Source organism: Streptomyces sp. NPDC058051 (genome assembly GCF_042885475.1).
GTDB lineage: Bacteria > Actinomycetota > Actinomycetes > Streptomycetales > Streptomycetaceae > Streptomyces.
This window is the reverse complement of sequence record NZ_JBHVRW010000024.1, coordinates 12,239-32,251: the sequence shown is the minus strand read 5'-3', so window position 1 is coordinate 32,251 and position 20,013 is coordinate 12,239. Positions and strand designations below refer to the sequence as shown.

13 protein-coding genes and 1 pseudogene are annotated in these 20,013 nt (G+C 71.8%); 12 read left to right on the top strand and 2 right to left on the bottom strand.

Annotated features, from left to right (window positions below):
- Positions 1-27: 27 nt before the first annotated feature.
- The 12 genes and pseudogenes from ACFVUT_RS29510 to ACFVUT_RS29455 all read left to right on the top strand — a co-directional run bounded on the left by ACFVUT_RS29510 (position 28) and on the right by ACFVUT_RS29455 (position 18,047).
- Positions 28-822, top strand: coding sequence for an ArsR/SmtB family transcription factor (locus ACFVUT_RS29510; RefSeq protein ID WP_389657410.1), 795 nt, complete (start codon positions 28-30; stop codon positions 820-822).
- On the top strand, positions 819-3,347 hold the full coding sequence (locus ACFVUT_RS29505; RefSeq protein ID WP_389657413.1) for an ABC transporter permease: 2,529 nt from the start codon (positions 819-821) through the stop codon (positions 3,345-3,347). Before ACFVUT_RS29510 ends, ACFVUT_RS29505 begins: the two co-directional genes overlap by 4 nt.
- Before the next feature lie 396 nt (positions 3,348-3,743).
- Complete coding sequence (locus tag ACFVUT_RS29500; protein WP_389657416.1) at positions 3,744-3,887, top strand: hypothetical protein; 144 nt, start codon at positions 3,744-3,746, stop codon at positions 3,885-3,887.
- A gap of 343 nt (positions 3,888-4,230) precedes the next feature.
- The gene (locus ACFVUT_RS29495) at positions 4,231-5,370 is read left to right on the top strand and encodes a hypothetical protein (RefSeq protein ID WP_389657419.1); all 1,140 of its coding nucleotides are present in this window, start codon (positions 4,231-4,233) and stop codon (positions 5,368-5,370) included.
- 317 nt (positions 5,371-5,687) lie between these two features.
- Positions 5,688-6,095 carry a hypothetical protein gene (locus tag ACFVUT_RS29490; RefSeq protein ID WP_389657421.1) on the top strand — a complete coding sequence of 136 codons (408 nt, stop codon included), beginning with the start codon at positions 5,688-5,690 and terminating at the stop codon, positions 6,093-6,095.
- A complete protein-coding gene (locus ACFVUT_RS29485) occupies positions 6,092-10,042 on the top strand; it encodes a type VII secretion system-associated protein (RefSeq protein WP_389657424.1) in 3,951 nt (1,316 codons plus the stop codon). The genes ACFVUT_RS29490 and ACFVUT_RS29485 overlap by 4 nt, the downstream gene beginning before the upstream one ends.
- 453 nt (positions 10,043-10,495) lie before the next feature.
- A complete protein-coding gene (locus ACFVUT_RS29480; protein WP_389657427.1) occupies positions 10,496-11,515 on the top strand; it encodes an LLM class flavin-dependent oxidoreductase in 1,020 nt (339 codons plus the stop codon).
- A gap of 114 nt (positions 11,516-11,629) precedes the next feature.
- Positions 11,630-11,812 (top strand): annotated as a pseudogene (locus tag ACFVUT_RS29475) (ferredoxin); the annotation flags it as partial.
- Positions 11,813-11,975: 163 nt separating this feature from the next.
- Positions 11,976-13,370, top strand: a complete 1,395-nt coding sequence (locus ACFVUT_RS29470; protein WP_389657430.1) for an NAD(P)/FAD-dependent oxidoreductase — start codon at positions 11,976-11,978, stop codon at positions 13,368-13,370.
- 112 nt (positions 13,371-13,482) lie between these two features.
- Entirely contained in the window at positions 13,483-14,718 is a 1,236-nt protein-coding gene (locus ACFVUT_RS29465; RefSeq protein WP_389657433.1) for a cytochrome P450, read from the top strand.
- Positions 14,719-14,774: 56 nt separating this feature from the next.
- Positions 14,775-16,457, top strand: coding sequence for a PucR family transcriptional regulator (locus ACFVUT_RS29460; RefSeq protein WP_389657436.1), 1,683 nt, complete (start codon positions 14,775-14,777; stop codon positions 16,455-16,457).
- A 213-nt stretch (positions 16,458-16,670) separates the two neighbouring features.
- Positions 16,671-18,047: a diaminopimelate decarboxylase gene (locus ACFVUT_RS29455; protein ID WP_389657439.1), complete on the top strand. Its 1,377-nt coding sequence runs from the start codon at positions 16,671-16,673 to the stop codon at positions 18,045-18,047.
- A 122-nt stretch (positions 18,048-18,169) separates the two neighbouring features.
- Here the strand turns inward: ACFVUT_RS29455 and ACFVUT_RS29450 are convergent, their stop codons facing one another.
- On the bottom strand, positions 18,170-18,691 hold the full coding sequence (locus ACFVUT_RS29450) for a discoidin domain-containing protein (RefSeq protein ID WP_389671073.1): 522 nt from the start codon (positions 18,689-18,691) through the stop codon (positions 18,170-18,172).
- Positions 18,692-19,479: 788 nt separating this feature from the next.
- Entirely contained in the window at positions 19,480-20,013 is a 534-nt protein-coding gene (locus tag ACFVUT_RS29445; protein ID WP_389657445.1) for a phage tail protein, read from the bottom strand.

Genomic DNA, 20,013 nt, shown 5'->3' with positions numbered 1-20,013 from the left:
TACCTGTGCACAGACGACTGTGTAGGCATGTCCCAGGAACCCGGCGCCGGCGAACCCCCTGAGGCGCGACGGCCCTCCGTTGTGCCTGTCGAACTCGACAACCTCGCCGCACTCAAGGCACTCGCCCACCCACGCCGCCAGCGTGTGTTTCAACACCTGGCCCTGTACGGCCCGGCGACGTCGGCAACGCTCGCCCGGGCGCTCGGGCTGAATACCGGGGCGACCAGCTACCACCTGCGCGAGCTGGCCCGGTACGGCTTCGTCGAGGAGACGGACGGGACGCCGACCGGGCACCGGGAGCGCTGGTGGCGGGTGGTTCCCGGCGACCGCCGCTTCCCGCCACGCAGCCGCCGAAGTCCCGAGATGCGGCACGTCATGGATGAGCTGAACCACCATGCGTACGCCGCCGACCTGGAACTCTTCGAGCGGCTTCAACGGGACGCCGACAACGGGCCCTGGGCGAACGCGTTCCCCTACTCGCACGGCACCGTCCGGATCACGCTTCCCGAACTCAGGGAGTTCTTCGAGGAGTACATCGCCCTCCTCAACCGCTACAAGCGGCCCGAGTCCGAGACCCCGCCCGGCGCACGCACGCTGCTCACACGGTTCCTCGCCTTCCCCGCCCCCGAGCCGACGGGCGACGCAAGCTCCGAAGCCGAAGCCGGAGTAGGTGCGGAAGCCGGTGCCAGTGCCAGTGCCGGTGCCGAAGCCGGTGCCGGTGCCAGTGCCGGTGCCAGTGCCAGTGCCAGTGCCAGTGCCAGTGCCGACCAGAAGCACGACACCGTACAGAACAACAACAGAGGAGAGGCCGATCCCGCATGATGCTGCGCTACGCCCTGAAAACCGTCCGCGCACGCAAGGCGGGCTTCCTCGGCGCCTTCCTCGCCCTGATGTGCGCGGCCGCCCTGATCACCGCCTGCGGCACGCTCCTGGAGACGGGGCTGCGCGGCACCATCCGGACCGAGCGCTATGCCGCGGCCCCGATCGTGGTCTCCGCCGACCAGAACGTCCACCAGACCACCGTCAAGCGGAAGAAGGACAAGACCAAGGTCAAACACAAGGCCAAACCCGTCGCCGAACGCGCCTGGCTCCCGGCCGACATCGGACGCACTCTGGCCGGCACGCCCGGTGTCGCTCGCGTCGTTCCCGAACTCACCTTCATGACCCAGCCGTTGATCCCGGACGGCATCGGCGGCAGGACCTCCTACGGGCACGCCTGGGAGTCCGCCGCACTGACGCCGTACCGGCTCACCGCGGGTGACGCCCCCACGGCCGACACCGATGTCGTCGTCGACCACTACCTCGCCGAGCGCGCCCGTCTCGAACCCGGTGACCGTCTCACCGTCCAGTCGACGCAGGCCCCGCGCTCCTACCGTGTCTCCGGTATCGCCGCCCCCGCCGCGACCGTCCGCCACCAGACGTCCCTGTTCTTCTCCACCGCCGAGGCCCGCCGTCTCGCCGCCCGCCCCGGGCAGGTCACCGCGTTCGGTGTGATCCCGGACGCGGGCACCGATCCGGGTCGGCTGGGGCACGCCGTGGCCACGGCGCTGCATGGCACCGGTTCCCAGGTCAGCGCCGGAGAGGCCCGTGGTCCGGTGGAGTTCCTGGACGCCGCTGCGGCGCGCATCAAGCTGGTCAGCATGGGCGGTGCGATGGGTGGCACCTCGCTGCTCGTGGCCGTGCTCGTGGTCGTCGGCACCTTCGCGCTCTCCGTCCAGCAACGCCAACGCGAACTCGCCCTGCTCCGTGCCATCGCCGCCACCTCCGGGCAGATCCGCGCGCTCCTCGGCCGGGAGGCCCTCGTCGTCGGAGCGGCCGCGGGGACGGCCGGGGCCCTGGTGGGGCTCCCCCTGGGCGGTTGGTTGCACGGCAGGTTCGCCGCTCTGGGCGCTGTGCCCACCACGCTGCAGCACACCACCGGCTTCTTGCCCCCGCTTGCCGCCGTCGCCGTGACCCTGTCCGGCGCCTGGGCCGCCGCGCGGATCGCCTCACGCCGTGTCGCCCGGATCCACCCGGCCGAGGCACTCACCGAAGCCCGGACCGAAGCCACCCGGCCCGCCTGGGGCCGCATCCTCGCCGGCCTCCTGCTGCTCGTCGGCGGCACCGCCCTCGTAGCCCTGCTCAGCATCCTGCACACCGAGCCCGCCTCCACGCCGGTCACGTTCCTCGCCGTCGTCGTCCTGTCCACCTCCGTCGCCCTGCTCGGGCCGCTCCTGGTCAAAGCAGCCGCACTTCTCCTCACCGGCCCGCTGAGCCTGGCCGGCCCCGGTGGCAGGCTCGCCTGCGCCAACCTCCACGGCAACGCCGCCCGCATGGCCTCCGCCGTCACCCCCCTCACTCTGCTCATCGGCATGACCTGCACGGTGCTGTTCGTGCAGCCCACCCTCGACGACGCGGCCGGCGCCCAGAGCCGTGAGGGCATCCGCGCCGACTGGGTGGTCGCCTCCCAGGGGCCCGGTGTCCCGTCCGCGGCGGCACGACAGCTGCGTGCGCATGACGCCGTCGTCACCGAAGTGGTCCGTACGACCGTGCGGGTCGGCCTCGACAAGTACGCGGCCCAAGGCGTCACCCCGGCCGGTCTCACCCGCACCTGGGATCCGGACGTCACCGCCGGATCCCTCCACAGGCTCACCGAGCACACGGTCGCCGTCAGCGAACTGGCCGCAAAACAAAACCACTTGAAGCCCGGAAGCACCCTGAAGCTCACGCTCGGCGACGGCACACCCGCCACGCTCACCGTCGCCGCCGTCTACACCAGGGGCCTCGGCTTCGGAGACCTCACCTTCGCGCACGACCTGCTCGCCCGCCACGTCGACAACCCGCTCTCTCCCTCCCTCCTCGTCAGCACGGACCGTACACAGACACAACTCATGACTACGCTCAGTGAGTTCCCGGGACTGCGAGTTCTCTCCCCGGCCGCTGCGGACTCGCTCCAGGCGCGGAGTCAACAGGCCCATGCCGAGGTCAATTTCCTTGCCATGGGGCTGGTGCTGGCCTTCACGGCCATCGCGGTGGTCAACACACTCGCCATGTCGGTCTCCGAGCGCGTCCGGGAGTTCGCGCTGCTGCGTCTCGCGGGGGCAACCCGCCGTCAGGTGCTCCGCATGCTGCGTACCGAGGCCCTGTCGGTGCTCCTCCTCGCCACCACCCTCGGCACCGCCATCGCCCTGGCCGTCCTGAACTCGTTCAGCATCGGGATGACGGGCCGAGCGGCACCGGTTGTCCCACCGCTCGTGTACGGCACGGTGGTCGCCGGAGCCGGGCTCCTCGCGCTCGTCGCGACCGCCCTGCCCGGACGCGTGGCCCTGAGAGTCCGGGCGGTCACGGTGGCGACAGCCAAGGAATGAAGCACCGACGGGGACGCGCCGTCCTTGAACCCGATGCCGGGTCTCCGGCCCCCGCTGCGAGCTCTCCGGTCTGACGAGGCGTACCCCGCATGACGTCCCATCGACGCCGGCGACTTGGTCCACGGCCCACGGCGCTCGTGGCCCACGCGCGCACGCCGCTGGGCGGCATACGGCCCCGAGGAACTGCTCAGTGCCTGACCCAGGTCATGAGAGGGCTGAACTCCCCTGGTTGCGGCCCTGGTTGCGTTCACCATCGACTCGAACATCGAAATGTCTCTATTCGGGCACGAAGAAGACCGAATCGGCCAGATGTGGCCGCGCGCAGAGCGAGGCGCTCATCTGGCCGGTGACGATGGGTCGGGCACAGGACGCGTTCGACCGGACAGAGGAGGACGCATGGGTAAGCAGGTCGCGTGCGGGTCGACCGAGACCAAGACCGGCAAGCGGTGCCGGAAACCCGCGATGATCGGCTACTCCCGCTGCCAGTTGCACCGAGGCACGTGGACCCCGCCGCAGAGGAAGAAGGCCAAGAAGCGCTGAGGCGCGGGCCGCTCGGCGGGAGGCCCGTCCGTCGCTCCCGCCGAGCGGCCGGCTGATCCCGTCCCGCGCGGAACACCACCACAGGCCACGACCGCCCGCACCCGCACCGGGACGCCGACGAAGGGGAGCGGCACACGCCGCGCCCACGCACGGCGTGTGCCGCTCCCCGAAGAACTCCAATCCGGCGCTTCCTGAAGAACTCCGATCCGGCGCTCCCCGAAGAACTCCGTTCCGGTGACCGGCCCCTGCAACCATCGGACGCCGTCGCGAGTCTGGCCACGTGGCCGCATGGTCACGCACGGCGCCCGGGAAGCTTTCTCTCACCGCAAAGGAACGCTCACTGATGCATGCACGGCACCTTCTGCGCACGGCGGCGGCCTCTCTGGCTCTCGCCTCCACCCTGCTCACCGCCGGCGGAGCCGACGCGGCCGCGGCATCGGGCTGGGAGGTCTCCCTCTCCGGGAACAGGGCCGCCGACCACTCCCTGATGTCCGTGTCCTCCGTCGATGACGATCTCGCGTGGGCGGTCGGAAGAAGGGGCGGACAAGGCGTCATCATGCGCTGGGACGGCGAGACATGGGCCGAGGACACCTCCCCGGGCCTGCCTGACGTCTGGCAGTGGTCGGCAGTCAGCGCCGTGTCCGCGGACGATGTCTGGGCCTACGGGACGGTGGGCAGGGACCAGGCACTCGTGCACTACGACGGCGAACGCTGGAGCAGCGTTCCCGCGGCCGGCCCCGCCGACGACTCCTGGCCCGAGGTGCCGATCGACGCCGTTCCGGGACGGCTCTTCAAGGGCGGCAACGCGCTCTACACCTACTCCGGCGGCACGTGGCAGACCTTCAAGCTGCCCCGTCTCGTCGACATCCGGGACATCGACGCCCTCTCCGCGAACGACGCGTACGCCACCGGTATGCAGTACCCGGTGGACGGGGGCCATCCGGTGACGTACCACTGGGACGGCACCACCTGGACGCTGATGGACGAGCCCCCCGTGCGCACCGGCACGGACACCGCCAAGATCGCCGCCGTGTCACCGGAGAGCGTCTACGTCGCCGGGTGGGCCGACGGACCGGACGCCGACGCGCCCGTGCCGAGCGTCACTCACTGGAACGGCACCGCCTGGGAGGACGTCACCGGAGCGCTCGCCGATCTCTACCTTCACGCGATCGTTCCCGACGGCCGCGGCGGGCTGTGGGTCACCGGTAACGACCAGGCCGAACCGGCCCACGCGGAGCCGGTCTTCTGGCACTTCGACGGCACCACCTGGACGAAGGAGGCCGGCGCGACGGCACCCGACGGCGACACCCAGTGGCCGTCGTACTCCTTCTACGATCTGGCGCCGGTCGGTGACTCCGGCGACTACTGGGCCGTCGGCGACTACTCCACGCCCATGGACGCGAACGGCGACCGGACGGTCAACGGCCTGATCGAACGGTCCGCGACGCCCTCCGTGACGGACGGGACGGCGACCGGCCGCTGAGGCGCCCGGCCGGGCCCTCCAGGAGCCTGGAGGGCCCGGCATCCCGGCCCGACATCCCAGCTCCCGTCCCAGCCCGACATCCCAGCCCCCGTCCCAGCCCGACATCCCAGCCCCCGTCCCAGCCCAACATCCCAGCCCCCGTCCGAGCCTGACATCCCGGCCCTCCCGTGTCCCGCTGCCCTGACCGCGGCACGGGAGGGGGCGGGCGAAACCCGGCAATCGCATCTCCTCACGGTGCGGCCGCCGTTACCGTTGACCCAGGAGAACCGACGTGCGCTCCCTCGGGGTGACGCCGACGAGTGGATCAGGGGTCGTACATGGACGCCAGTCTGACCGCAGCGGAGATCACACCGTACGTAGTGACCGCGATCGGCACCTACGGGGCCGCGGTCCTCACGCGTGCCAGGGACCAGGCAGCGGACGCCACCGTTGCGCTCGGGCGGGACATCCTGGAGCGCTTCGCGCGGCGGAACCGGCATCGGCAGGAGCTCGATTCCGCCGTGCGCGATCTGGCGGATGATCCGGAAGACAGCGACTTCCAGGCGGCGTTGCGCGGACGGCTGCGCCGCATCCTCGAACAGGATCCAGAGCTGACAGCCGAACTCGGCGCGCTGCTGGCCCAGTCGGACGCCCACGTCACAGCACTGGGCGAACGCGCCGTGAACGTCGGGCACATGGCGGACGGCACCATCGTCACCGGCGATCGCAACCGGATCGGCGGGTGACGTCCGACGCCTCCCACTCGGGCGACCGCTGGGTGGCAGCGGAGCACATCATCGACTCCGTCGTCGTCACCGGTGACGGCAACATCGTCATCTACTACGCCGACGGCCACCACGTCGAGCCCGCCGCTCCCGCCTCGCGCGCCGACGCCGAGCGCCTGCTGTTCGGGCCGGAGCCGACCGTCCCGACGGACCGACCGTGGACCTGGCTCACCCCGGAAGCCGGACTGCATCCCCTGGTGAGCCGACCTGAGGAGTCGCACCTGGTCGAGTGGGCGCGCGACGGCCGGGGAACCGCGTTACGGCTCGTCTGCGCCCCCTCGGGCCAGGGCAAGACCACCCTGGCCCTGCGGGTCTGTGCCAGGCTCCGGGACCTGGGCTGGACAGCCGGTGTCCTCGACATCGAGCAGTCCCCCGCCCCGTACGCGGGCGGCGGGGAAGCGGTAGCCGGGTCACTCGCCAGGTCGCTGCGGCGCTGGGACCGTCAGCTCTCGGCCGTCGCGGCCCTCCCGCGGCTGTCCGGCCGGGCCCTGCTCGTGGTCGACTCCGCCGAGGTTCACCGGTCGAGGATCGAGGAACTGCTCCGGACGGTCACCGAACTCCCCGCCGCGCACGGCGTTTCCCCGGTGAAACTGCTCCTGCTCGCCCGGGACACCGGGGAATGGTGGGAGGAACTCTCCGTCGGCAGCCGCCGCCATCACTGGATCGAGCGGCGGGTCATGCGGTTGGCCCCCGTCACGGAGGGAATGACCGCGGCCGAGACGGGCGAGGTGTGGCGGGACGCGACCGCGGGGTTCGCGCAGGCCGCGGAGCGGGCGGGCATGAGCCTTGCCCCCGGATCAACGCGCTCGATCACCGAGGACTGCCCCACCGCCGTCCGCACCACACTCCATCTGTACGCCGCGGCGCTCCTGCGTGTCCTCGACGCCGCGAAGGGCCGGGCCGCCTCGCTGGATCACCGGGAGCACCCGATCACCGGGCTGGTGGAACATGAACAGCGCTATGTGGCAGGCATGTTCACCGCTGCCGGACTGCCCATCAGCCATGACCGCGCGCGTCTGTTCCTCGCACTGGTCTGCTTGTACGCCCCACCGGACGAGCAAGCCGCGCTGCGGGTGCTGCGGCGCGTCGAGGTGACCGCGGCGGACGGCGATCTCGTCAGGAAGGCCAGACAGTTACAGACGCTGTACCCAGGCGGGGGCCGATCGCTGTGGCGGGCCCCCGGACCGGACCGCCTCGCCGACTCGGTCCTGCACGCACTGGCGGCAGAGAGCCGGTCGGATGCCGGGGCCGAGCGTCTGTTCCGCACCCTGTGCGCGACAGACGACTGGTTCGAGGGGAGAGACTGCGCCCGCGTCCTGCTCAGAGCGCTGGGGACGGCGGACGAGGAATCCGCGGCTTCGGCGACGGTCTCCAGACGGGTCGGCGGAGCCGTGGGCGCTTTGGTCCTCGACCATCCCCTGGGCTACGTGCCCGCCGCGCTGGAGACGGCCGCGGACCGGTTCGAGCAGCAGATCCTCGCAGCGGTCGCCGGGCACGGCGGGGCTGCTCCCGCGTCCCGACTGGGCGTCAGGGAACTTGAGGCACTGGACCTCCTCCTCGACTTCTCAGCCGGCAGCGACAGCCGGGCCAGGATCGCCGTCGCGGTCTCCGGCCGACTCAGCGACGCGGCGCAGGAGGCCTGGCAGGGCGTCTCCCGGCCCTGGCAGGCGGGCGACCGTCTGCAGAGACTCGTTCGGTACGCGCGCGGGCTCCAGCGGACCGGTGACCTGCGGCGTGCCTCCCTCGTGGCAAGCGAGGCGGTGGAGCTGACGCGCCGGATGCGGGAGTCCGGTGACGCGATGGTCAACGGGCGTATCGCGGAGCGGATTTCACGAGCGAGTGGCGAACTCGCCGCGGCCGGAATGAACGAAGCGGCGCTCGAACTGTCCGGCGTCGCCGTGGAGAGCGCGTGGTCGTCGCTGTCCTCTCCCGACCCTCTGGACATCGCGGGTCGTGCGGCGATCCTGCGCAGGCACTCCCAGCGGCTGTACGCCCTTCGGCAGACGCACGAGGCCGCCGCGTACTCGTCGGAGTCGTTGTCCCTGTACAACGAAGCGGCGGCGCAGAGCCCCGGCCGCTACCAGCTGGAGGTGACAGGCGCACACGCCGACTACGGCAGGATGCTGCAGGCGGCGCACCGTCCGCAGCAGGCGGAGTCCCATCTCGCCGCGGCTCTCGCCGCCTACCGGCGGCACCTCGCGGCCGACGACCGGCCGGGCACCCGTCACGCCCTGGCACTGGTACTGCTCACCTACGGAGTGGTCCTGCGTGATCTCGGACGGACAGATCAGGTGCTCCCCCCTGTCGAAGAGGCGGTGGAACTGCAGCGCGCGCTCGCGCCGCACGACCCCGACTCCACCGTGGATCTCGCCGCCGCGCTCGTTCAGCTGGGGGTGGCCCTCGCCGAGACCGGCTCCGAGGAGGCGGGGCGCCGTCCCATGGAGGAGGCCGTCAGCATGCTGCGGGGCATGCGCGGCAACGCGCGCGCGACGGAGGAGCTGCCGAACGCGCTGGCCAACCTCGGGGCTCTGTACGGTGAGTGCGGCGATCAGGAACGCGCAGTCCGCCTTCTCGAAGAAGCGTTGGCCCTTGAGGAGACCCGGGACGCGCGCCTCGGCGGGACGGGCGACAGCCTCAGAACCACGGCACGCAACCTTGCGCGAGCACTGAGCCGGCTGGGAGACGAAGCACGGGCTCAAGCGGTGCACGCCCGTTTCATCGGCTCCCAGGAGGACGGCCCACCGCTTCCGGCCGTGCGGACCGCGGCTGAGGTCAAGGCCCACGTCCCGCCTGTGACGGACGCGCTCAGGGCTGCGGCACGGCGCATGACCGGCGGCCATCTCTACATCATCGACCCCGCCTTCGATCCGCAGGGCAGGGTGCCGGGGCACGGGATCCAGGGCGCGTTCCGGGTCAGTCCCCAGGGCGAGATCACCGGATTCGAGGCCAACGAACGCTATCGTCCCTCTCCCGTCGCGTTGGACTTCCCGGTGCCCACGGATCCTGTGGACGAAGCCGCTCAGCTGGCCCTGACCGGCTACGGGTCCGAGTCGGCGCTGAGGAATGCGCTCAGGTCGGCCACCGTCGACGTGGCCCCCGCGGTCTCTTCCGCGGCGGCGGACCGGGAGACAGCGGTGTTCACCTCGCCGGGCCACCTTCCCGACGGCATCGCGACCACCCGGATCTCCGGCGCGGAACTGCTGGCGTCGCTCCCCGTGGGAACCGCGATCCACATCAACCCGGCCTCACCGGTCGCCTACCGGTTCCAGGTGGTCCCCCGTGGCACGGAAGACGCGACAGAAGACGCTCAAGCAGACGCGGTGGAAGGCGTGACGGCAGACGCAGTGGAAGGCGTGACGACAGATGCGGTGGAAGACGCGACGGCAGGCACGGAGAAACCGGACCGGCCCCGCGCGGACGCGCCCGTCCCCTCCGCGCCCGTCCCCCCTCCTGCGGCGTCCCCTGCCCCACCGGATACCCCTCCTCGGCCCCCAGGTCCTTCCGCTCCCGATGCCGATCCCGATGCCGCTGCCCCTGCCGCTGCCCGGCTTGTCGTTCCGGAGGACGAAGTCGCCCGGCTGTGCGCCCGATGTGCCCGCGGTGAGCCGGTGCTCGATCTGCTCGCGGCCGAACTGCGCAGAAGCCGCGTCTGGTACATCACCTCGGGCGGCGGCTCTCGTCACCCCAGCGTCGCGCAGATGTACGAAGGGCGCTTCGCCGTCTTCGTCTACAGTTCGCGCGCGTACGCCTCGACCAAAGTGCTGAGTTTTGATCCGGGGGCCCGGTTGGCCGAAGGGACGATGGCCGACGTTCTGAGGGAAATTCCGCCTGCGACGTATGTCGTGGTCAACAACGAGGGTCCTCATGCCTTGCAGATTGCCGCCTCGGCCCTGCTGGCCCGTGGCTGACCTCGGCCCTGCCGGCCCATGCCTGACCTCGGGTCTCCGACCACAGGTGGAAGGGCCCCACCGCAAGGGCCCTTCCACCTGTTCCGTCCCCTGTGCGCACATGCAGTCCCCGGTAGTCCTTCTCCGGTTCCACGAGTTTTCGACCGTCGTCAAAAGCTCCGGGATCGAGAGGATCTGCCGGGGGCCTGGCCAGAGCCAACGAGAGGGTCACGCGTGTCGGCGAACGTCTTCGTCAACGGTGCGGCTCACTCCGGTTTTCTGGTGTAAAGAAAATTCTCCTCCGCATTTCTCATGAGTCAAGGGGTTTCGCACCCATTTGCGAGAGAAGTTCGTATCCGGGGCGTCGCTGCCCGCTCAGAGCCCGGGGCGGGCGGCGCCCACGGGCGGTCACCGGCGACAATCGGGGCACCACTGGTGTACGGCAGAGCATGCCGTGGACGATGGAGGATCACTGTGCCGCCGACCGCGAAGCCGTTGCGGAAGCTGGGCTTTCTGACCATCGGGCTGTTCGACGAGGCCGACCCCCGGGCGGGCCACGAGTCGACGCTCTCGATCATCGAACTGGGCGAACGACTGGGCTTCGACAGCGCGTGGGTGCGGCATCGGCATCTCCAGTACGGCATCTCGTCCCCTCTCGTCGTTCTGGCTGCGGCTTCCCAGCGCACCAGCCGCATCCATCTGGGTACGGCGGTCACCCCGTTGGGCTGGGAGAATCCGCTGCGGCTCGCCGAGGACCTGGCGACTCTCGACGTCCTGTCCGGGGGCCGCCTCAATCCGGGGGTGAGCGTCGGTCCGCCGATGCACTACGACCGGGTGAGGCACGCGCTGCATCCCGACACCGCCGACACCGAGGACTTCGGATACGCGCGTGCGCGCCGCCTCCTGTCGTTCGTACGCGGGGAGCCGGCCACGGACTTCAGGGGTACGGAGGGCATCGAGGCGTACTCGGACCGCGTCCAGCCGCACTCCCCCGGTCTGGCCGACCGTATGTGGTACGGCGGCGGCAGTCTGCGGTCGGCCCGCTGGGCGGGTGAGCAGGGCCTGAACTACCTGACCAGCAGCGTCGTCAAGGCGGAGGAGTCCGAGGACTTCGCCGAGATCCAGCTCTCGCACATCCGGGCCTTCCGCGCCCGTCACCCCGACGGCGAGGCGGCCCGCGTCTCGCACGGGCTGGTCGTCATCCCCACCGACTCCGCCTCGGCGGCACAGCGCGCGAAGTACGAGGCGTACGCCCGGGAGCGGCTGCCGCGCACCACGGCGCCGCAGGGGCCGGCACGCATGATGTTCGCACCCGATCTCGTCGGAAGCTCCGCCGAGATCGCCGACCGGCTCCGGGCCCACGCCGCGTTCCGGGAGGTCGACGAGGTCGCGTTCGCGCTGCCCTTCTCCTTCGAGCACGACGACTACGTGCAGATCCTCACCGATATCGCCACCGGGCTCGCCCCGGCTCTCGGCTGGCCGCCCGCCGGCTGAACGCCGCCCGCCCGGACGGACGCGCACCGATGACTCCATTGGTCCGCCGCGGCTCGCACAACCGCGGCGGCACTCGCAGGCTGAGGCGGGGTACTACGGGAAGGGCGGCCCCCGATGAGGCTTGTTGTCGATCTCAACCGGTGCCAGGGCTACGCGCAGTGCGCCTTCCTCGCACCCGATGTCTTCGCCATGCACGGCGAGGAGGCGCTGCTGTACAACCCGCACGCCGACGAGGCGCAGCGGGAGCAGGTGACGCGCGCCGCCACCGCGTGTCCGGTGCAGGCGATCCTGGTGGACGACCTGGGTGACGCGTCGAACGCGGCGGGAGAAGGCACGGCGGGGGACGGCACGGTGCGAGAAGCCACGGCGGGGGACGGCACGGTGCGAGAAGCCACGGCGGGGGACGGCACGGTGCGAGAAGCCACGGCGGGGGACGGCACGGTGCGAGAAGGAGCGTCCGGTGTCCGGTGACGATGCCCTGGCATGGCTGAGGCGCGAGGGACGGATCGTGATCGTCGGCGCCTCGCTGGCCGGTCTCCGGGCCGCGGAGACCTTGCGGAAGGAGGGCTTCACCGGTGCGCTCACGCTGATCGGTGACGAGCCCCATGAACCGTACGACCGGCCCCCGCTCTCCAAGCAGGTCCTGCTGGACCACGCGACCGCCGATCGCACCACGCTGCCCCGGCGCATCGCGCTCGACGCGCGGTGGCGGCTCGGTGTGGCCGCCACCGGGCTGGACATGGCGGCGAAGCGGGTGCGACTGGCCGACGGGGACGAAGTGGAGTACGACCGGCTGCTGATCACCACCGGTGTGCACGCCCGGCCCTGGCCGCACGAGGCCGAAGCAGAGCTGGACGGGGTCTTCGTCCTGCGTACGCGTGACGACGCGGCCCGGCTGCGGCGGCGGCTGGCGGCGTCGCCCCGCCGGGTGCTCGTCATCGGCGCCGGTTTCACCGGTTCGGAGATCGCTTCGGCCTGCCGTGAGCGCGGGCTGCCGGTGACCGTCGCCGAGCGGGGTGCGGCACCGCTCGTGGGCGCGCTCGGCGGGGTGGTCGGCCGGGCGGCTGCGGAGCTGCACCGTGAGCACGGCGTGGACCTGCGCTGCGGAATCATGGTCACGGCCCTGGAGGGCGATGCGGCGGGACGCCTGCGGCGCGCCCATCTGTCCGACGGCACCACCCTCGACACGGACGTCGCGGTGGTCTCGCTCGGCGCGACACGGAACACCGCGTGGCTGGCCGGGTCCGGGCTCGGCGCCGGCCCGCGCGGAATCGCCTGCGACGCCGGATGCCGGGCCTTCGACATCCGGGGCATCGTGACCGACGACGTCTTCGTCGCCGGTGACGTGGCACGGTCCCCGCACGCGCTCTTCGGGTACCAGTTCCTGTCCCTCGAACACTGGGGCAATGCCGTCGCACAGGCCGAGACGGCGGCGCACAACATGATCAGCAGCAGCGCGGAGCGCCGCCCGCACCTGTGGGTTCCGGCCTTCTGGTCCGCCCAGTTCGGGGTCAACATCAAGTCGGTCGGCGTCCCGTCCCTGGGCGAGGAACTCGTCGTCGCCCAGGGTTCTCTCGCCGACCACCGCTTCACGTGCGTGTACGGATACCAGGGCCGCGTCATCGCCGCGGTCACCTTCGACCAGACGAAGTGGCTGGAGTTCTACCAGCGGCAGATCGAGTCGGCCGCGCCGTTCCCGCCCGACTACGCGTCCGTGGACCGCCGCCCCGAAGGGCTGCGCCCGGTCCCGGCCGACTTCCCGGATCCCTCCCTCCCCACCCACGGGCCGTCCGTCACCGTGAGCGGCTACTCACCGACCGACCAGCGGATCACGTTCGTCCCCGCGCGGCCCTGATCCCGGCCCCCGGCGGATCACCGTGGTCCGCGCACGAGCCCGCTCCCAGCCCGGAGAACCTGCTGTCCCACGCCCACCAGGACGCCCACCAGGACGCCATCGAGGACCCGACATGACGCACGCCACCCTCCTGCGGCAGATCACCGACTACTCCAGCCGCGCCGACCCCTACCCCCTGTACGCCGAGCTCCGCAGGACGCCGGTGCTTCAGGAGGGGGACGATCTGTTCGTCGTCAGTACGTACTGGGAGATCAAGAGCCTGCTGCACGATCCACGGATCAGTTCGGACGCGCGCAACCTCTCCCCGAGTGCCGCGGGCACGCTCCTCCAGGAGGAGGAGGCGTCGCCCCTGCCGCCCGCCTTCCTGCGGCTCGACCCTCCCGAGCACGACCGGTTGCGCCGTATGACGATGCGCCCGTTCGGGCCGCCGGAAACCCCTCGGCGCGTCCACGACATGCGCGGTGAACTGACCCGGATCGTGGCCGGTCTCATCGACGGTTTCGGGGACCGGAACCAGGTCGACCTCGTCGACGACTTCTCGTACCCCTTTCCCGTCACCGTGATCTGCCGACTGCTCGGGGTGCCGCGCGAGGACGAGGCGCTCTTCCACTCCTGGGCCGACACCATCGCCGCGGGACTCGACCCGGACCCGGGCCAGGACCCCGGCGAGCGGCGCCGCGTCACCCAGCAGGCCCGCGCCGAACTGGGGAAGTATCTCGCCGGGCTCATCGACGAACGCGGCGGCGCACCCCGTGACGACATGCTCTCCGCACTGGTCACCCAGCACGGCCCGGACGGGCGGATGACGCGGATGGAAGTGCTCAGCACGGCCGCCCTGCTCCTGATCGCCGGTCACGAGACCACGGTCAATCTCATCACCAACGGGATGCTCACCCTGCTGCGCAACCCCGACGTCCTGGAGCGGCTGCGGAACGACCCCGGTCTCGCTCTCCCGATCGTGGAGGAACTCCTGCGCTTCGAGCCTCCTGTGCAGTTGCTTCCGCAGCGCACCACCCTCGCGGACATCGACATCTGCGGCGTCACCATCCCCAAGGGCGCCTCCGTGTGGCTCGTCCTGGCCTCCGGCAACCGGGATCCGCGGCGGTTCCCCGACCCGGACCGGTTCGACCCCGACCGGAAGGACAACCAGCACCTCGGATTCGGCAGCGGCATCCACACGTGTTTCGGTGCGCCCCTCGCCCGTCTGGAGGCACAGATCGCCCTGACGGAGCTCGCCCGCAGGCTCAACAGCCCCCGCCTGGTGGAAGATCCCCCTCCGTATCGCCGGAACGCGGTACTGCGCGGGCCGCGCCACCTGGACGTCGCGTTCGAGGGCCTGGTGCGCTGACCGGAGGCGATACGGGCCGTGGCCCTCTTCCCGGGGCGGCCGACCATGATGGACGCATGGCCACACACGAATCGGAACGGCACGATCCGGAACGGCATGACGCCGGGCCGTCGCTGGAGCGGATCCTCCGGCTGATCGCCCCCGGAATGGTCGATGTCGTCGTGGCACCGCGCGGCACCGGTGTGCCGGTGGCGGACGTGGTGCTGCACGACCCCGGGGAGGAGCGGGACGAGGACACGTGGGCGGCGTCCGGACTGATCCTGCTCGCGGTCGGCGTGGAGGTCGCCTCGCCCGAGGCGATCGACGTGCTGCGCGGCGCCGACCGGGCCGGAGCCGCGGCCGTGGTCCTGCGGCGGGGTTCTCGGGGCCCGCGGGCGGCGCTGCTGGAGGCGGCGGGCCGGGGGCGTACGGCGCTGCTCACCCGACGGCCGGGGCAGGGGTGGACGGAGGTGCTCGGTCAGTTGCGCACCGCCCTGGCACACAGCGCCCCGACCGGTACGACCGGGGTGGAGGGGCTGCGGCTCGGTGACCTGCCGGGGCTCGCCAACACGGTGGCGGACCTGGTCGGCGGCGCGATCACGATCGAGGATCCGCAGTCACGCGTGCTGGCCTACTCGCGGATGGCCCACGAGCCGGACCCCATGCGCAGGCTGACGATCCTCGGGCAGGAAGTCCCTCGCTGGCGGGTCGACGAACTGCGCGAGAGCGGCTTCTTCCAGGCCCTGTGGAGCACCGACGGCGTCGTGCGCCTGCCCGCCGACGACCGGTACGCCGAGCGGCTGGCCGTCGCGGTGCGCCACGGGTCGGAGATCCTCGGATCGCTCTGGGCCGCCGCCGACGGCCGACCGCTGGCCGAGGACGCGGCGGCGGCGCTGCACACGGCCGCCCGGGCCGCCGTACCGCACCTGTCCCACCACCAGACGTGGGGCCGGGCCGCGGCCCGGGCGCGGGAGGGTGTGGTGCACGCCCTCCTCGACGGGGCCGCGCACGCGGCGCGGACCGCGCACGAGGCCGGGGTCGCGGCCGACCGGCCGCACGCGGTGATGGTGGCGGAGGCGTACGACAGCCGGGACCTGGGGGCCGCGTCCTCGCCGGCAGCAGGGGGCGCCGCCGAGCAGCGCGTGCTGGACGTGCTCGCGCTGCGGGCCGCGGCGTACCGGCCGGGCTGCGTGACCGCGCGGTCGGGGCGGCGGCTGTACGTCCTGCTCCCGGCGGGGGACGGCGAGACGGACCTGGTCCGTGCCCTGCCGGCCACGGCCCGCTCGGTTCCGCACCGTGTGGTGTTCGCGGGCGTCGGCCCGGTGGTGGCGGACCTGTCGGGGCTGCCCGCGTCGCGCGAGGCCGCGGAGCTGGTGGTGCGGGTGCTGCGGGAGCGGGCCGCGCGGCTGCCGGCCGCGGACGTGGTCTCCGCGGGGGCGGCGTCCGGCGAACTGGTTGCCGAGACGTCGGCGCTGCGGGTGCTCGACCGGATCGAGCCGTTGTGGGAGTCCCTGTCCGGTCCCGTGCACTCGATGGTGGAGCACGACCGCGCGCACGGCTCGGAGTACGGCGCGTCGGTCGCCGCCCACATGGACGCGTTCGGCGACACGACCACGGCCGCTCAGCGCCTGAACGTGCATCCGAACACCTTGCGGTACCGGCTGCGGCGGGCCCGGGAGCTGTTCGGCGTCGACCTGGCCGATCCCACCGTACGGCTCCTGGCGGACATCGGACTGCGGCTGGCGCGGCGCACGCGGTGAGGGCCGTCGGCGCGGGACACGGCGAGACCGTCGGCCGCGGACCCGCGGGACCTGGAAGGCTTGATCATTTTCCTGTCGCGCCACACAGCGTGCTCACACATCCATGGTGGTGCGGGATGAAGACGTAACGGGTGCCGCGCACCGAAGCTGTGCACAACGGCCGGCCGCTCGACGAGCGCCGTGCACGACCGACGCGTCTGGAGTGTGGTTGATGTGGCTTCCGGTTCTTCCCCTCGGCGCGCCGGCGCCCGTGAGGCCGCGCTGGCACGTGCCGTCGAGAACGGGCTGCTGGGTCCGCAGGCACCCCTCATCGGTCTCCTCGACGTCGACGGTGTGCTCGCCGCGGTCGACGCGCTGAACGAGGCGTTCGAGGGACCGGCCGCCGTGCACCACACGTTCGCGGCGAAGGCGTGCGGCCTGGTGCCCGTGCTGCGGCTGCTCGCGGACGCGGGGATGGGCTGCGAAGTGGCCTCGCCGGGGGAGCTGGAGCAGGCGCTGGCGGCCGGATTCACCTACGACCGGCTGGTCTTCGACAGCCCCGCGAAGACGGTCGAGGAGCTGGAGTTCGCCCTGACCCACGGCATCGCGATCAATCTGGACAACTTCCAGGAGATGGCTCGCGTCGACCGCCTGCTCGCCGGCCGGGAAGCCGCCGGGCCGATCGGGCTTCGGGTGAACCCGCAGGTGGGCGCGGGGGCCATCGGTGCGATGAGCACCGCGACCGCGACCTCGAAGTTCGGCGTCGCGCTGCGCGATCCGGGGGCCGTCGACGCGGTGATCGAGGCCTTCGCGCGCCGCCCGTGGCTCAACCGGCTGCACGCCCACGTCGGTTCCCAGGGCTGCCCGCTGCCGCTCATCGCCCAAGGAGTGCGAGCCGCGTACGAACTGGCCGAGCGCATCAACTCGGAGCTGGGCCGCGCCCGGATCACCGGGATCGACATCGGCGGCGGCCTGCCCGTCAACTTCGACAGCGAGGACGACCGGCCGACGTACGCCGACTACGTCGCCGAACTCCGTGCTGCCGCACCCGGGCTCTTCGACGGCCGCTACGCCCTGGTCACCGAATTCGGCCGTTCCCTGCTCGCCAAGAGCGGCACCATCGGCACGGTCGTCGAATACACCAAGGCGGCCGGCGGCCGGCGGATCGCGGTCACGCACGCGGGAGCCCAGGTGGCGACGCGCACGGTCTTCATGCCGGACGCCTGGCCGCTGCGCGTCGGGGTGTTCGACGCGGCCGGGCGCCCCAAGCAGGGCCCGACCGAGGTCGTCGACATCGCGGGCCCGTGCTGCTTCGCCGGCGATCTGACCGCGACCGGACGCGAACTCCCGGCCGTCGAGCCGGGCGACGTGGTGGCGCTGTACGACACCGGGGCGTACTACTTCTCTTCGCACTTCTCCTACAATTCCCTGCCACGGCCTGCTGTGTACGGTTATCGAACGGATTCCTGCGGACAGGTCCGATTCGCGCTCGTACGCGAGGCCCAGAGCGTGCGCGGTGTGGTCGAGGAGAGCGGACTCTCCCAGGCGGACGCCCTGGTGGCGCTGCGCTCGGGCAGCCCGGTCGAACGGTCGGAGGAGGCGGCGGAGTGACACGTCTCTTGATGTCCGCCGACAGGGAAGGGGCGACCGGTGCGGTCTCCCCGGCGGACAGCGCTGTCACGGACGATCCCGGGGCGGACGTGTTGTCCACCCGCTGACCATGCCGTTCCGGGTCAGGCCCGACGGCCGTAGAACTCCACCTCGGCGAGGGCGAGTCGGCGGCCGGAGCCCGCGCCGTAGGTGCTGTCGGTCGTCAGGCGCGCCCGGACGACCTGCGCACCGCGCACGTCGAAGGTCTGCTGGCCCGGCTGGTCCTTGACCCTGATCACCTTGCTGGTCCGGCCGCCGTCTGCGGCGGTGAGCGTGATGGTGATCCTGGCCGGGCGGGCCTGGGCCAGGAACTCGTCCTTCTTGGTCGACGAACCGGAGAAGACGACGAGCTTCAGCACCCGTACCGGTTGCTCGAAGTCGCACTCCAGGTACTGGCCCACACCGGTGTCGGGACCGGCCTCCGAAGGCGACCAGTAGCGGTTGTTGAAACCGTCGAACGCCGCACCGGCCGGGTGGCCGGGGGCCACGCTCGACGCCCGGAACCGGGTCGGTGGCACCGCCTCCGGCGTCCCCGTCTCGTCCTTGGCGAAGCCGAACCAGCCCGGCACGTGCGGAAGGGCGAACCACACGGCGCACGCCACCACGACCAGCACGATCGGAAGCGCCAGTCCGGGCCGGCGCCACAGCCGACGCCTCGGCCGGGCGCCCGCGACGGGCGCCTGCCGCGGTCGCCGACGGAGAATCCGCCGCCACCAGGGAGGCCGCACCTCGGGCGGTGGCCCCGGATCCAGGAGCAGAGCGCAGTGGACGCACCGGGTGCGGTCCGGGGCGTTCTGCGTCCGGCAGTTGGGGCAGCGGACGGGCGGGGCGGACGGCGGCCCGGGAGCGGGCTGCGGGGGAGCCTGCGGTACGTCGGGCAGTGCCTCGGGGCCCGGCACCGACTCGTCCGGCCCGTCACCGGGGCGACGGGGAGCGGCCGTGGCGACGGGGGGCGGGGGTTGCGGGTGGGGCTGTGGTTGCTGGGGTTGCAGGTGGGGGTTCGGTTGCGGCTGAGGGTTCGGTTGCGGCTGGGGGTTCGGTTGCGGGTGAGGGTTCGGTTGCGGGTGAGGGTTCGGTTGCGGGTGCAGATGTGGTTGCGGCTGGGGTTGCGGGGACACGTAGGGCTGCGGCGCGGGGAACGGCTGCGGTTGCGGTGGTGGGGACAACTGCGGCTGCGGAGACGGCTGGAGCGAAGGATGCGGCGAGGGCTGCGGGGATGACGGGTGAGGCTGCGGCGGCGGGGGTTGCGGGGACGGCTGGGGCCGCGGCGGGGCGGCCGTGGTGGCAGGGGGCGCCGGGGAACCGCCGTCGCCCTCCTCCCAGTCCAGGAACGCCTGGCACGACGTACAGAACCGTGTCCCCGGCGCGTTGGTCTGCCCGCACGTCTCACAGGTCACGAGACCTCCAGGTCGAAGCCCACATGTGCGGGGATCTCGGTACGGATCAGCTCCTCCAGCCGCACCCGGTCCACCTGGTACGGCTGCGAGGCCCGGACCCGGACCGTCACCCACGGCCTCGGGCTGCCCGGGAACTGTGTGTGCGGCGTCGACGACCACGCCGTGCCGCCGCTCTCGACGATGTCCGGCTCGATCCCCGTCTCCAGGAACACCGCCTCCGCCAGGCCGCGCCGGGTGCCACGTCTGCTGTGCCGCTCGACCGCCCCCCGTACCGTCGCACGCCGCTGCGCGACCGGATGGTCCGCGCGGGTGTCGACGGCCACCCACTCGGCCAGCCAGGCCAGGAAGTCCTCCGGCGCGCTGCGGGGGTCGAGATGGGCGGGCAGATTGTCGATGGAGAGCAGGACCGGTGCGAGCACGTCGTCGAGCGCCGCGAGGAACCGTCGCAGGAAGTCCTGCTCCAGATAGACCGCCGGGAGCTGTTCGATCAGCGGGTGCGGTGTCGGCAGGCCGGTCACGGCTGTACGCAT